The organism is Formosa sp. S-31 (genome assembly GCF_051172795.1).
GTDB lineage: Bacteria > Bacteroidota > Bacteroidia > Flavobacteriales > Flavobacteriaceae > Formosa.
In genome coordinates, this window is the sequence record NZ_JAENDK010000017.1 from 81057 (window position 1) to 95475 (window position 14419).

Below are 14419 nucleotides of genomic sequence, written 5' to 3' on the forward strand. Positions count from 1 at the left end.
ACAGAAAATATCATGAAAAAAATATTAATTACAGCTTTATCTTTTGTAGTGCTCTCATCATGTATGTCTGATGACAAATACGATGACTACAATAGAGACCCTAAAAACCCAACTCAGGTAGAAGCAGATTTCTTATTTAATGCTGCCACCAAGAGTTTATTTGATCAAATGACAAGTACAAACGTAAACAGTAACGTTTACCGTTTATTAGCTCAGTACTGGACACAAACTACTTACATCGATGAATCAAACTTCGATTTAAATAACAGAAACATTCCTCAAAATCACTGGTCTGAAATGTACAGAGATGTACTTTTAGATTTAGACACAGCAAAAGAAAATGTTATTGCTGACGCAGAATTAACTCAAGGAGAAAAAGATGCAAGACTAGCACAAATTGAAGTTTTAGCCGTGTACACTTGGCAACAAATGGTTGACTCTTTTGGAGACATCCCTTATAGCCAAGCGTTAAATGCATCAGAATACACTTTACCTGTATATGATGATGCTGCAACTATTTATGAAGATTTAGTGTCTCGTATTAATGCAGCTATCCCGAACTTAACAGGTTCTGGATTTGGAACTGACAACATTTATGGTGGCGATATTTCTGCCTGGGCTAAATTTGCCAACTCCTTAAAATTAAGAATTGGTATGCGTGTAGCTGACGCTCCTGGAATGGCATCTTTATCTCAATCTGCAGTAGAATCTGCTGTGGCTGCAGGAGTTTTTACTTCTAACGACGATAATGCGACAATAGCATATGCTGCTACGACCCCAAACACTAACCCTTTATGGGTAGATTTAGTACAATCTGGTCGTTCTGACTTTGTTGCTGCTAACACTGTAGTAGATATTATGAACACATTAGAAGACCCTAGACGTGATGTATATTTCGATCAGAATCTTGACGGAGATTACGTAGGTGGACCTTACGGAGACAACAACAGTTTTTCTAACTACACTCATATTGGTGCCTTAATGCACCAACCAGAATTTAGAGGTGTATTATTAGATTTTGCTGAAGTATCTTTCTTCTTAGCTGACGCTTCTGAAAGAGGTTACAATGTTGGTGGTACCGCTGCAGAGCACTACAACAATGCTATTACAGCTTCTTTCGAAGACTGGGGCGTAGATGGCGCTGCTGCATATTTATCTAAATCTGATGTAGCCTATAGTTCTGCTGCTGGAGACTGGAAAACTAAAATTGGTAGACAATTTTGGTTAGCAATGTACAACAGAGGTTTTGAAGGGTGGACCGCTTGGAGAACTTACGATACCCCTGCTTTAAACGTACCTGTTAACACTGGTAATGCTGTACCTTTCAGATACACTTACCCGGTTAATGAACAAAACTTAAATGAAACAAATTGGAATGCAGCGGCAACTGCCATAGGTGGTGATGCGCAATCAACCAAATTATTCTGGGATGTAAACTAGTACTACTTACAATCTCTTTACTCTAAAAAACTCCTAAACGCTCTGTTTAGGAGTTTTTTTTTGGTCAATTTTAAATACACATAAGTCATTAAAATTATTAACAATGTTAATTTTTTAAGAACTAAACTTGTCTATTTTTCGCTAAAAGCCACTATTCATGGACTATTAGCGCAAATTTTCGCTAGATATTATTGTTTTTTTAACTTTAATTTAAGATTTTTGGCTCAGACTAATTCAAATAAAATAAAATGAAAACAAAGTTTAGTGGAATTCTAACGCTATTCCTAGCGTTTGCCGTGCAATTAACGTTTGCACAACAAAAAACAATTTCAGGGACGATATCCGACGAAAGCGGATTACCGCTTCCTGGAGTTAACATTATCTTAAAAGGATCTACTCAAGGTACGCAATCAGATTTTGATGGAAACTACTCTATCTCGGCGTCGACAGGAGATATTCTTTCTTTCTCTTTTGTAGGGTACAAAACACAGGAAATTACTGTTGGTACATCAACAACTATCAGTCTTACACTTATGGAAGACTTAGCAGAGTTAGACGAGGTGTTAATTGTAGGTTATGGTACTTCAACTAAACAATCCTTTGCGGGTACCGCTAAAACAGTTAAAGCTGAAAACTTAGAAATTAAAAACGTATCAAACGTTACTCAAGCTTTAACCGGAGAGGTTGCCGGGGTTACGGTAATTAACACTTCCGGACAACCTGGAACAACTTCTACTATACGTATTCGTGGTTACGGATCTGTAAACGGTAGTCGTGACCCTCTTTATGTAGTGGACGGAGTGCCTTTACAAGGCGATATAACCTCTAACGGATACTTAAACTCTATTAACCCTGCAGATATTAAAAGTACTACCGTATTAAAAGATGCAACGGCAACGGCTATCTACGGTTCTCGTGGAGCAAACGGAGTAATTGTAATTACTACTAAAACGGGAACAGCTAATGCTTCTTATGTAGAATTCGATGTAAAATCAGGGGTTAATACACAAATGATTCCCCGTTATAATGTAATAACTTCACCAGAAGAATATATTGGTTATGTATGGGAAGGTATCTATAACCGTGGGGTAATTTCAGGAAGTGCGGATCCTGTTACTTATGCCAATGATAGGTTATTTACAACCAACTATGTTGCTCCTGGTTATAACATGTGGAATGCTAATGCATCACAATTAATCGACCCAAACACTAGAATGGTTAGAGATGGTGTAACAAGACGTTATTCGCCTGAACTATACAAAGATGAAGCATTCGATTCTTCTATAAGAAATGAAGGAAGTGTTCGTATGGGTGGTGGAAGTGAAAAGTCTAAATACTTCTTCTCTTTAGGATATTTAAATGATGATGGTTATGCTAAAAACACCAGCTACGATCGTTACTCTACGCGTTTAAATGTAAACTCAGAAGTAAAAAAATGGTTAGAAGTAGGTGCTAATTTGGGTTACTCTTATTCTGAAAGTTTAAATAACGGACAAACAGTAGGGTCTGAAAACGTATTTGAATTTGCCGATAAAATGGCCCCTATTTTCCCTGTGTATTTAAGAGACGACAGTGGTAATTTGGTAGCCGACCCTATTTTTGGAGGGTATCAATACGATTATGGAACTGTATCTGGTTTCCGTGACCGTCCAAACGCAAATAACTTAAACCCGATAGGATCTGCCGTATATGATTACAGAGGTTTTAAAAGACATGATTTCAACGGAAATATTGATTTCAACATCCATTTAACTGATAACTTAAACGTAGAAGTGAGATACGGAACGCAATACTCTATGGAGCGCTATAAAGACTATGGAAACCCGTTTTATGGTACTGCTGTAGGTGACGGTGGTAACTTATATTCTAGAGACAGAGAACGTTTAGGTTCTAACTTCCAACAGTTATTACGTTACAACAACAAATTTGGAGAACACTCTTTAGAAGTATTAGCAGCACACGAAAACAATGACTTTACTTTTAGAGAAAATACAACTTATAAAGGAAAAGTAGTTTTAGACGGTTTATTAGAGCAAGACAACTTTGTAAACAACTTATCTCCTGCTACAGGATTTAGTGAAGGTTACTCTATTGAATCATACTTTTCACAATTAAATTACAATTACGCAGATAAGTACTATTTAACGGCTTCTGTTCGTCGCGATGGTTCTTCAAGGTTTGTAAACGATAAATGGGGTACTTTTGGTTCTGTTGGTGGAGCTTGGGTAATCTCTAACGAAGACTTTTTAGCTGGTAACAGCGTACTTTCCTTCTTAAAACTTAAAGCGTCTTATGGTATAACTGGAGATCAAGCAGGTGTAGGTTACTATTCTGGATACGACACGTTTAACAGTGGTATTTTAGGTGGTGAAATTTCGATTTCTGCTGCCGATAACGGTAACCCTGATTTAACATGGGAAACGTCTAAAATGTTCCAGACTGGAGTTGAACTGTCTTTAGGTTCATTCTTAGATGTAAACGTAGATTACTATAATAAACTAACAGACAACTTAATTTTCGAACGTCGTGTTGGACCTTCTCAAGGTATTGCTATAATCACTGTAAACGACGGTGAGTTACAAAACCACGGTATCGAATTTGATATCACTGGTCACCTATTCAACACTAAAAACTTTAAATTAGATTTAGGTTTCAACGGTGAGTTTATTAAGAACGAAATAAAAACCATGCCACTTGAACCATCTACAGGATTACCTAGAATCTTAGATACCTCTGCAGGAGATTATGCATACTCTAAAGGAAGTTCTATCTACGACTTTTACTTACGTGAGTGGGCTGGTGTAGATCCATCTGATGGTGCACCAATGTGGTACCAATACTTCGATGATGCTAACGGAAACGGAATTTTAGATAATGGCGAAACAGGAATTACTTCTTTAACTCCATATTTAAATGAGACTCCGGATGCTAATATTGAAAAGCGTATTACAAAAACCTACGCTAACGCAACAGATAAATATGTTGGTAAATCTGGAATTCCAGATTTAAGAGGGGCTTTCCGCTTAAATGGTGAATTAGGAGCGTTTAACTTTTCTACGCAATTTACTTACAGTATTGGAGGTTATGCTATAGACTATCAATACGGAGAATTAATGAGTGATCGTTTTGGAGCTGTTGGAAACAACTATCATAAGGATATAGCTAACAGATGGCAACAACCAGGCGACATTACTAATGTACCTCGTTTAGCTGATGGAATAGATCAAAATAGTACAGCGACTTCTACAAGATTCCTAACTAAAACAGACTATTTCGCTCTAAACAATGCTATGGTTGGATACACTATCCCTGCAAAACATTTAGAAAACACACCATTAAGCTTAGTAAACATCTGGGCTTCTGGAGACAACCTATTTATGAAAACTGCTCGTGAAGGTTTTAACCCAACCACATCTGAAAGCGGTAATTCAGGACGTAGATTATACGCCCCTTTAACTACATTTACTTTAGGAGTAAGAGTTAAATTTTAATACGATTAGACATGAAAAACATATTTAAATATACACTACTTGCAGCAACTTCAATATTTACAGTTAGCTGTGGTGACGATTACCTAGAAAAATTACCTTCGGAGGTTTTAACTACATCTCAAATTGGAGAAGCTGCTTCGAGAAACCCAGATGTTATTGCCGGTACCATGAACGGTATCTATGCCTTAATGTTTGAAACCGAAACAGGAGGAACAACTGGTCACGATGATTTTGGACAAAAAGGATACGATCTTTTTGCTGACTTTTTATCAAGCGATGTAGCCTTATCTGTTAGTACTTACGGTTGGTACCGTGCCAGTATTACAGAGTATCAGTGTACACAGGATTTTACCTTTACAGATAACTATCAGGTATGGAGATACTACTACCGTATCATCCGTTCTGCCAACACTGTTATCGACGCTTTAGGGGGTAACGATGTAACGCCTGAATTAGCAGAAAACAAATACATTATGGGGCAAGCAAAAGCAATTCGCGCACATTCGTATTTTTATTTAACTCAATACTTCCAAAAAACCTATAATCCTAGCGAAGAAATCTTACCGCTTTACGACGACTTATTAGATCAGAACGGCCCTAAAGTTGCTGCTTCAGAAATCTACGGTTTAATAGAAAGTGATTTATTAGCCGCTATCGATTTATTAGATGGTTTTGGAAGAAGTGCTAAGAGCCAGATTAACCAAGATGTTGCTAAAGGAATTTTAGCTTACGTTTATGGTGCCATGGGAAGAGATCAAGAAGTAAAGACTTTAACCGATGAAGTAATTAACGGTAGTGCTTTCCCTATTATGACTGAAGATGAAGTATTAGGAGGATTTAATAGCGTTAATACTCCTGGATGGATGTGGGGTGTAGACATTACTTCTGACAACGAAATTGGCTTAGTATCTTGGTGGGGACAAATGGATTATTTCTCATACAGTTACGCAGGTTATGGCGATTCTAAAGCCATAGATTCAGATTTATATGCTGAAATTCCAGATGACGATGTTAGAAAACTTCAATTCGAATCAGACCCAGGAGCTGGTAACCAGTATTTACAGCCATTGTATAAATTTTACGATGCTGCCAGAGTTCCACTTGGAGCAAGCACAATTACTACATCCGATTTAGTCTACATGAGAATTGCCGAGATGTATATTTTAAATGCTGAAGCTTCTGCTAAAGTTGGAGATGAAGGTTCTGCCAAAACAAGTTTAAAAGCTCTTTTGGCACTGAGAATACCAGACACGTCTTATATTGATGGACTTACTGGTCAAGCGTTATTAAACGAAATTTACTTACAATCAAGAATCGAATTCTGGGGAGAAGGAAAAGCATACTTAGCTATGAAACGTAACAAGCGTTCTGTGACTAGAGGATCTAATCATTTATCTTTTGTAGGAGAAACAATTTCTTACGACGATGAGCGTATGACTTTTGAAATTCCAGAATCTGAAATATTGAATAACCCATTTTTAAACAGTCAGAATGACTAAGGTCATCTACTGCTAAATACAAAATTGATTTTTATGAAAAAATTAGCACGTATATTTTTAATAGCCACAATGGTTTTCTCATTAACCAATTGTGAGGACACTTATGTACCAGAACTTAATTACGTGACATTTGAAGTTGACCCTCCTCTTGTTTCTGTATTAAAAGAATCTGCGACTTCTATAGACCTTGCTGTATATTCAAGCAAAGTACTAGGTAGTGATAGAACTTTTGATATAATAATTAATGAAGGTACGTCATTAAATCCTGCATCTTACAATGTCCCTTCTACTGTTACCATCCCTGCGAACACCAATGAGGGTATAATTACAGTAACTTTTTCTGATGATAATTTAGGAGAAAGCTTAGAGACATTAGTACTAGATCTTAACGTAGAAGGAGAAAATATTTATAGCGGAAACTCTATTTCGGTAGATGTACAAAAAAAATGTCCATTAGATGGTATAGAAGCTTTAGCAGGAACTTACGCTGTAACCTTTAACGCTAGTGGTTATGACAATGGCTTTACAGCGACTGTTAACGATGATTCTAGTTTAGTAATTGATGGGCTAAGTCAGGATTTTATTACTTATTTCTGGGCGGAGCCAGTTGTTTCCGGAGGAAAATTCACTATGAATGTAAATTTGGAAACGGGAGCTATAGAAATTCCTAGACAGTATATTTATACAACAACATACGAAGGAGCGGAATATCAATATGAAATTGAGGGTTCTGGAAAATGGTCTAATTGTGGTAACAAACCTACAATGACCTTAGAGTATGACATTTATTACCCAGGTGACTCTGAAGGATTAGGCGAAACATATTCGGGATACCTTACTAATGGATATTTAGGAGGAACTTTTACTTTAGAATAAATTTAACTCATACTTTTCACAAAAAACCACCTCAATTGAGGTGGTTTTTTTATACCTGTACTTTAAGCAATCAAACATTTTATATTGTACTTTTGTGACCATGGAAAAAGACACTCAGATTTTTGGAATACGCGCGGTAATAGAAGCCATTCAGTCGGGAGAAAACATCGACAAGATTTTTGTACAAAAAGGCCTTAAAGGCGATTTATTTCACGAATTAGAACAAGTACTTCGTAAACACCGCTTAAATGTGTCTTATGTTCCGCTAGAAAAACTTAATAAACTAAGTTCTAAAAACCACCAGGGCGTGGTAGCACAGATTGCCCCTATCACTTTCTACGATTTGGAAGAACTCGTAACACAAGTTATGGAGTCCGGCAAAACACCGCTTTTTTTACTATTGGATCAATTAAGTGACGTACGTAATTTCGGCGCCATAATCCGAACCGCTGAATGTACTGGAGTAGACGGAATTATTATTCAGAAGAAAGGTGGAGCTCCGGTAAACGGAGATACGATAAAAACCAGTGCCGGTGCTGTTTTTAAAATGCCAATTTGCAAAGTAGATCATATTAAAGACGCCCTGTTTTACATGCAGGCTTCCGGTATAAAAGTAATTGCTGCTACCGAGAAGACAGACGATTTAATTTACGACGTATCTTTTAACGAACCGTGTGCCATAATTATGGGATCGGAAGGCAAAGGGATTAACCCTTCTGTACTTAAATTGGTAGATGCTAAGGCAAAATTACCTTTACTTGGAGAGATTGGTTCCTTAAATGTATCTGTTGCCTGTGGTGCCTTTTTATACGAAGCTTTAAGACAACGCCTTTAATCCTTCTTATCGCTTGGTTTAAAGATGTAGCTGATGTGAGGTCCTTTCGTCGCCGTGGTATGAAAGTCTGAGACTGAATCTTCGGCTTCCTCCTGCTCCTGTTCCGGTAAATGTTCTATAAAATTACCATCGGCATCAAAATGTCTTAAAAAAGCATCGTCCTCCTCGTTATAATCTTCTTTTTCCCAGGCATATTTTTTAGGTTTGGCGATATCTCTTTTAAAAATAACAGCGAAAATGAAACCGGTTATCAATCCTGCTAAATGACCTTCCCAGGACATACCTTCTTTTACAGGTAATACATACCAGACCATACTACCATATAAAAATATAACTAAAAGAGAAAGGGCTATTAGCCGGAAATGCTTTGCAAAAATGCCCTTAAAAAAAATAAAACTAAACAGGACATAAATCACTCCACTAGCCCCAATATGATACGATGGTCGGCCTATACACCAGGTTAAAAACCCAGAAAGCAAAATACCGTACCCCAACACTTTCCACGCTATAGGACGGTAAAAATAAAACAAGGCCATACTTAAAACCAGTAAGGGAATTGTATTATGATATAAATGGGTAATATCGGAATGAATAAAAGGGCTAAACACGATGCCCTGTAACCCTGTAAAAGTCCTTGGAAAAATACCGTGAGAGTTAAAGGATAAGTTAGTTTCAATTTCAAACCAGAACACATACCAGATTACCAGTACAAAAGCTAGAGGATATGCCAGTACCCCATTAGAAAAATTAAACTGTTCTGCTTCCGATTTATGTTCCATTACTATTAATCTGCAAATTGTAAACCAATATAACTATAACTGATAATATGTCAGTCGTTAATTGTTTTATAAGAACTAAAAAATACAGTAATTTTACAGCATGAGCGCACCATTAGCAGAACGATTAAGACCACAGAATTTAGACGACTACGTAAGCCAGACCCATTTGGTAGGCCCAACGGGACCTCTACGGATTCAATTAAAACAAGGATTAATTTCCTCTATGATTTTCTGGGGACCACCAGGTACTGGTAAAACAACACTGGCCAATATTATAGCCAATTTATCAGGGCGTCCCTTTTACACGCTTAGCGCCATAAATTCGGGAGTTAAAGACATCCGAGAAGTTATAGACAAGGCTAAAGGCAGTGGCGGATTATTTACCACTAAAAATCCCATTTTGTTTATAGATGAGATTCACCGCTTTAGTAAATCGCAGCAGGATTCGTTATTACAGGCTGTAGAAAAAGGCTGGGTGACGTTAATCGGGGCAACAACAGAAAACCCGAGTTTTGAAGTTATCCCCGCCCTACTCTCACGCTGTCAGGTTTATATTCTTAAACCTTTTGAAAAAGTACATCTGGAGCAATTGTTAAAACGTGCTATTGAAACTGACGCCGCTTTAATTAAAAAAAATATAACGCTGAAAGAAACCTCAGCACTATTGCGTTTATCCGGAGGTGATGCCCGAAAACTTCTCAATATATTCGAATTATTAATCAACACCTTCGAAACAGATGACATAGTAATTACCGATGAGATAGTACTTGAAAAAATACAGAACAACACAGCGCGATATGATAAGACCGGAGAGCAACACTACGATATCATTTCCGCTTTTATTAAATCTATCCGCGGAAGCGACCCCAATGGTGCGGTATATTGGCTGGCACGCATGATTGAAGGTGGTGAAGATGTAAAATTCATTGCAAGGCGCCTGTTAATTCTTGCCAGTGAAGATATTGGAAATGCAAATCCTACAGCACTTATCATGGCAAACAATACGTTTCAGGCTGTGTCTGCCATAGGTTACCCGGAATCCAGAATAACACTAAGCCAGTGCACTATTTATCTGGCCTGTTCTCCTAAAAGTAATTCGGCTTATGAAGCTATTGGCAAAGCTCAACAGCTGGTAAAAGCCACAGGAGACCTTTCGGTACCCTTACATATTAGAAATGCGCCTACCAAACTCATGAAAGATTTAGGTTATGGCGAAGATTATAAATATGCGCACAGCTACGAAAACAACTTTGCTATTCAGGAATTCTTACCAGATGAAATAAAAAACACCAGACTGTATGAGCCTGGTGCTAATTCAAGAGAACATTCCCATCGCGACTTTTTAAAGCAACGCTGGAAAGGCAAATATGGTTATTAAATTAAAATTTAATGTTTAAGGTTTCCTGTTTTAACTGCGTGCCTTCGTAATATTCAACAATCCACGATTCCCCATTTTTATAAACAATAGCCTGTTTCCCCTCTACAAAATAAACATGTTTAAGTCCGGATTGTTTTAATTTATACACTACTTTAGGAGTGCTATCAACTAACTGATACCCTTGAGGTATCGCTTGCGCATATAAAACAGTGCCAGATGCTACCGAAACTGCAGCTGGAGCAGTTTGTATCTGAGCATCCGTTGCTTCATGAAGTTCTTCTGCCACCACAGGAGTCACTGGCACTACTGCAGAGCTTGCTACCGGAGCAACTGTTGCTGCTGTTGTGCCTTCGAACTTATAATTTAACGCTTCAAAAGATTCAAACGCTTCCCGCAATGCCACCTGATAGGCTTTCTGGTATTCCTTTTCTTTAGTTGTTCCTGTATTAGAAACATAAACCACCTGATTTTTGCAGTCTTTAAGCTGTACCTTTAGTTTTGTGGTAAATAAACTGGACTCATTTATAACATCCGATCTTAAAGCCAGACAGCCGTTTGAATTTAAATCGGCTGGAATATCCTCACCTTCCATAATGGCTGTAAATCCATATTTATCGAATAAAAATTTAGTAAGCGCATTCATATTATACTTATTCGGCTCCTTTAAGAATTCAAAGGTTTCCGGGACAATTACATATTTATACTGATTTAAGTTGGTCTGTGCGATACTGGTAAAACACAGAGTAAAACAGATTAGAAAACAAAGTCTTTTCATGATGAAATTTTGATTTTAGTAAATATAATGAGATTTATAAGAAATTTTTAATATCGATAAGCTTATTAATTTGAGGTACATTCTCGGCGTTTGCATTCGCATTCACGTTAAAATAAATCACTTCAAACCCTACAGATTTTGCCCCCAGTATATCGGCTTCAAAATCATCGCCAATCATGACACTTTTATGCACTTCTGTCCGGGCTTGTTTTAATGCGAAATTAAAAATATCGCGATGAGGCTTTTTAACACCAGCCTGTTCGGAATTAGTTATCGTTTTAAAATAATGCATAATATTAGCACCTTCTAATTTTGAGCTTTGCACCTCTTCGAAACCATTGGTAATAATGTGCAGATTATAACGTGCCTGTAAATAATCAAGAACCGTAACAGTATCTTCAAACAAAAAATTGAAGCTTGTTAAATGCTGAATATAATCTTCGGAAAGCCTGTAAATAAGATCGTCGGACACACTTAAATTCATAGCTTTAAACGTATCGTTCAATCTGCCGTAACGTAGGTCTTCTTTATTCACTTCACCCTGGCGGTATTGTTTCCAATACGATAAATTTATAGGCTTATAATGCTTTAAAAAATAATCGGTCTCCACTTCAATTTCATTGAGCTCAAATATTTTTTTAAAAGTCAAAGCTGAATTTTTCTCAAAATCCCAAAGGGTATGGTCCAGATCAAAAAAGACATCTGTTATCTGCGTGTTATTCATCTACCGAATCTAAAATTAGGTTAAATAATTCTTTAAAATGTTTCCAGCGTCCCAATCCGCTAAACGTATAATTATGAAATACCGGAATAAATTCGCCATTCACCTTTTTAATTTCAGCTATCATACGCTGCACCGTTTCTTTCTTATCAAGTAAAGACTTATGTTTTAAAAGCGCATAGTCTATCGCGTGATACGAGTTAATTTTTAATGGTGTCTGCACTTCGTAATCCAGATCGTAAAAAAAGAATGGCGTACAGGTTCCTGCTCTAAACCCGATATGGTTTACGTACCCCATTGTATAATCTTCCTTGACTTCCAGTTCCATTAAATTCCTGTAAAATTCTGGTAAATTCAATTTGGAATACGAATTTCTGGAAGCGACCAGCGACGTGTTAATTATGCCTTCCATCCTTAGCTTTTCCTTCTTTAATATGGTTTCATCTTCAATGCCAAAATAAGATACTTTAAGTCCCACTTTACAGTAATCGGCCATAGACTTTATGAGTGACACGTAATCTTTTCTATGTACACTTACCCCTTTATCGTAAGTAGAATAATCGCCAATTAAAAAAAATAACTGAAACTTAAACCGGCTCTGTTTCTGCTTATTAATGATATACTTAAAATTATCGTAGGGATCTCGCTGAAATCCTAATAACACCATAATGCGGTAATAATTTCGCTTAAGCCGCAAGCCCAGAACATCCTTAATAGATGCCCCGATAGTACGCATTAAACCTTTTAACCTGAAATTATACGGCGATGGCACATCAATTACAGGTTTTATCCTGTATTCCCGCTCCGGGAACTGAAATTCCGGATGAAACTCCTCTAACACGGCTTTAAATTTATACGCCCAGATATCAACTACCGGCTGGTCCAGAAACTTATATTTATAAGCCAGACTTTCGGTGGCGACATACCTACCGTACTCATCCTTTACATGCGGCAAATATTCTTCGTAACGACTCAGCAAATAAAATGAAGCTGCAAATATATCGTAGGGTAAAACACTTTTATCGCTACTAAAAAAGAAACATTTTGTGTCTTCCCAGTTTTGAACGTTTATATCGACATCGGATAACCCTTGTTCGAAAAGTAAATCATGACTTCTAATAAACATCTCGTCTCCAAGAGGCTGTTTGGTGTATGACATTTTAAGAGAATCATGGGCTATAAACTCTTCGATTACCGAAGTAAAAGACACCGGTACTCGTAAAATCCGTTTACAAATATGATTAAAAGTAAAACGTAATCGCGGTGTTATTTTATGAGTATATACTAGAAGCACAAATAGAATTTAAAGCAATAAAAGTAATGAATAATACGATTAAGAAAGCTCCTAACCTCAACTATCTTCATAACAAACCTAAGAGCGTTTACATCTCGAAACGTGTTCAGAAATCACAATATCGCTTCATCAGCAAAACTAAAATACCGATGTTCTGTAATAATAACGTGATCTAAGACCTTAATATCTAAACTTAAAGCGGCCGTTTTTAATTTTTGAGTAATCTGCTTATCAGCCGTACTGGGTTTTAAAGTCCCCGACGGATGATTATGAATTAATATAAGTGCCGTCGCCCCAACTTCCAAAGCCATTTTTAATGTCAGCCGCACATCTACCAAAGTACCTGTAATCCCGCCTTTACTTAATTGTTCTTTTCTAATTACAGCATTGGAGTTATTTAAATACAAAATCCAGAATTCTTCATGTGGCAATTCTCCCAAAACGGGCTGCATCAATTCGAAAACACTGTTTGAAGATGTAATTTTACTCCGGTCAATAATATCTTCGCCACGTCGTCTGCGTCCTAATTCCATGGCAGCTTTTATACTTATCGCTTTGGCTTCTCCTATCCCATTAAACGTCATTAATTGTTTTATGGACAATTTCCCTAAAGCGCTTAAATTATTATCTACACTGGCCAAAATGCGTTTACACAATCCAACAGCACTTTCGGTTCTGTTTCCCGATCCTATTAAAATGGCTAGCAACTCGGCATCGCTTAGTGCTGCCTGACCTTTATACAACAGTTTTTCCCGAGGCTGATCGTCCTGAGACCAATGCTTGATTGTAAAGGGGATTTTCTTTTCTGACATATGATAAATATAATTATTGTAAATTTCAGAAGCAATTAAATCAGGGCTTTATGGAATCTTTATTCAACAATGCAACCTACGAAACAATAACCAGCCGAATTTTAAAACTATCTGAAAACGATATGCCGTTATGGGGAAAAATGAGTGTAGGACAAATGCTAAAACATTGTCAGGGACCTTTGGATGTCGCTTTGCAGAATATTTCGCTAAACACAAATATTGGCCGGTTTCGAAAACTTATGCTTAAACTTTATAAACCTTTATTGTATAACGACACGCCCTGGAAAAAAAGCATTCCTACCTCTAAAGAATTTATAGTAGATTACCCTGTCGATTTTAAAACGGAACAGGACACCTTACTGCAATTAATTAAAGACTTTAAACAACTGGATAATGAAGTCCGTTTACCTGTTCATCCGCTGTTTGGTACTTTTACAAAAGCCCAGTGGGGCCAAATGGAATACAAACATCTGGATCATCATTTAAAACAGTTTGGCGTATAATTTTAAAACATACTAT

At 37.1% G+C, this 14419-nt stretch carries 12 protein-coding genes; 7 read left to right on the top strand and 5 right to left on the bottom strand.

Going from position 1 to position 14419, the window contains the following annotated elements; genetic code table 11:
- Positions 1-12: 12 nt before the first annotated feature.
- The 5 genes from I3217_RS15440 to rlmB all read left to right on the top strand — a co-directional run bounded on the left by I3217_RS15440 (position 13) and on the right by rlmB (position 8141).
- Positions 13-1440, top strand: coding sequence for a SusD/RagB family nutrient-binding outer membrane lipoprotein (locus tag I3217_RS15440; protein ID WP_435050669.1), 1428 nt, complete (start codon positions 13-15; stop codon positions 1438-1440).
- 248 nt (positions 1441-1688) lie between these two features.
- Positions 1689-4931, top strand: a complete 3243-nt coding sequence (locus tag I3217_RS15445) for a SusC/RagA family TonB-linked outer membrane protein (RefSeq protein ID WP_435050670.1) — start codon at positions 1689-1691, stop codon at positions 4929-4931.
- 11 nt (positions 4932-4942) lie between these two features.
- Positions 4943-6430 carry a RagB/SusD family nutrient uptake outer membrane protein gene (locus tag I3217_RS15450; RefSeq protein WP_435050671.1) on the top strand — a complete coding sequence of 496 codons (1488 nt, stop codon included), beginning with the start codon at positions 4943-4945 and terminating at the stop codon, positions 6428-6430.
- 69 nt (positions 6431-6499) lie between these two features.
- A complete protein-coding gene (locus tag I3217_RS15455) occupies positions 6500-7306 on the top strand; it encodes a hypothetical protein (RefSeq protein WP_435050672.1) in 807 nt (268 codons plus the stop codon).
- Between the two features lie 100 nt (positions 7307-7406).
- Positions 7407-8141: a 23S rRNA (guanosine(2251)-2'-O)-methyltransferase RlmB gene (gene rlmB, locus I3217_RS15460; protein ID WP_435050673.1), complete on the top strand. Its 735-nt coding sequence runs from the start codon at positions 7407-7409 to the stop codon at positions 8139-8141.
- On the opposite strand, the gene I3217_RS15465 is transcribed toward rlmB, so the two are convergent.
- Entirely contained in the window at positions 8138-8920 is a 783-nt protein-coding gene (locus I3217_RS15465; RefSeq protein WP_435050674.1) for a rhomboid family intramembrane serine protease, read from the bottom strand. The two genes, rlmB and I3217_RS15465, sit on opposite strands and share 4 nt — an antisense overlap.
- A 100-nt stretch (positions 8921-9020) precedes the next feature.
- Between I3217_RS15465 and I3217_RS15470 the strand changes: the two genes are divergently transcribed.
- Positions 9021-10298 carry a replication-associated recombination protein A gene (locus I3217_RS15470; protein ID WP_435050675.1) on the top strand — a complete coding sequence of 426 codons (1278 nt, stop codon included), beginning with the start codon at positions 9021-9023 and terminating at the stop codon, positions 10296-10298.
- A 1-nt stretch (position 10299) separates the two neighbouring features.
- On the opposite strand, the gene I3217_RS15475 is transcribed toward I3217_RS15470, so the two are convergent.
- The 4 genes from I3217_RS15475 to radC form a co-directional block, all read right to left on the bottom strand.
- On the bottom strand, positions 10300-11073 hold the full coding sequence (locus I3217_RS15475; RefSeq protein ID WP_435050676.1) for a hypothetical protein: 774 nt from the start codon (positions 11071-11073) through the stop codon (positions 10300-10302).
- Positions 11074-11107: 34 nt separating this feature from the next.
- Positions 11108-11797, bottom strand: a complete 690-nt coding sequence (locus tag I3217_RS15480; protein ID WP_435050677.1) for a YjjG family noncanonical pyrimidine nucleotidase — start codon at positions 11795-11797, stop codon at positions 11108-11110.
- Positions 11790-13088: a polysaccharide deacetylase family protein gene (locus I3217_RS15485; protein ID WP_435050678.1), complete on the bottom strand. Its 1299-nt coding sequence runs from the start codon at positions 13086-13088 to the stop codon at positions 11790-11792. The genes I3217_RS15480 and I3217_RS15485 overlap by 8 nt, the downstream gene beginning before the upstream one ends.
- 113 nt (positions 13089-13201) lie before the next feature.
- Positions 13202-13900, bottom strand: a complete 699-nt coding sequence (gene radC, locus I3217_RS15490) for a RadC family protein (protein ID WP_435050679.1) — start codon at positions 13898-13900, stop codon at positions 13202-13204.
- Between the two features lie 50 nt (positions 13901-13950).
- On the opposite strand from radC, the gene I3217_RS15495 reads away from it, so the two are divergent.
- Complete coding sequence (locus tag I3217_RS15495) at positions 13951-14403, top strand: DUF1569 domain-containing protein (RefSeq protein ID WP_435050680.1); 453 nt, start codon at positions 13951-13953, stop codon at positions 14401-14403.
- The last annotated feature ends 16 nt before the right edge of the window (positions 14404-14419 follow it).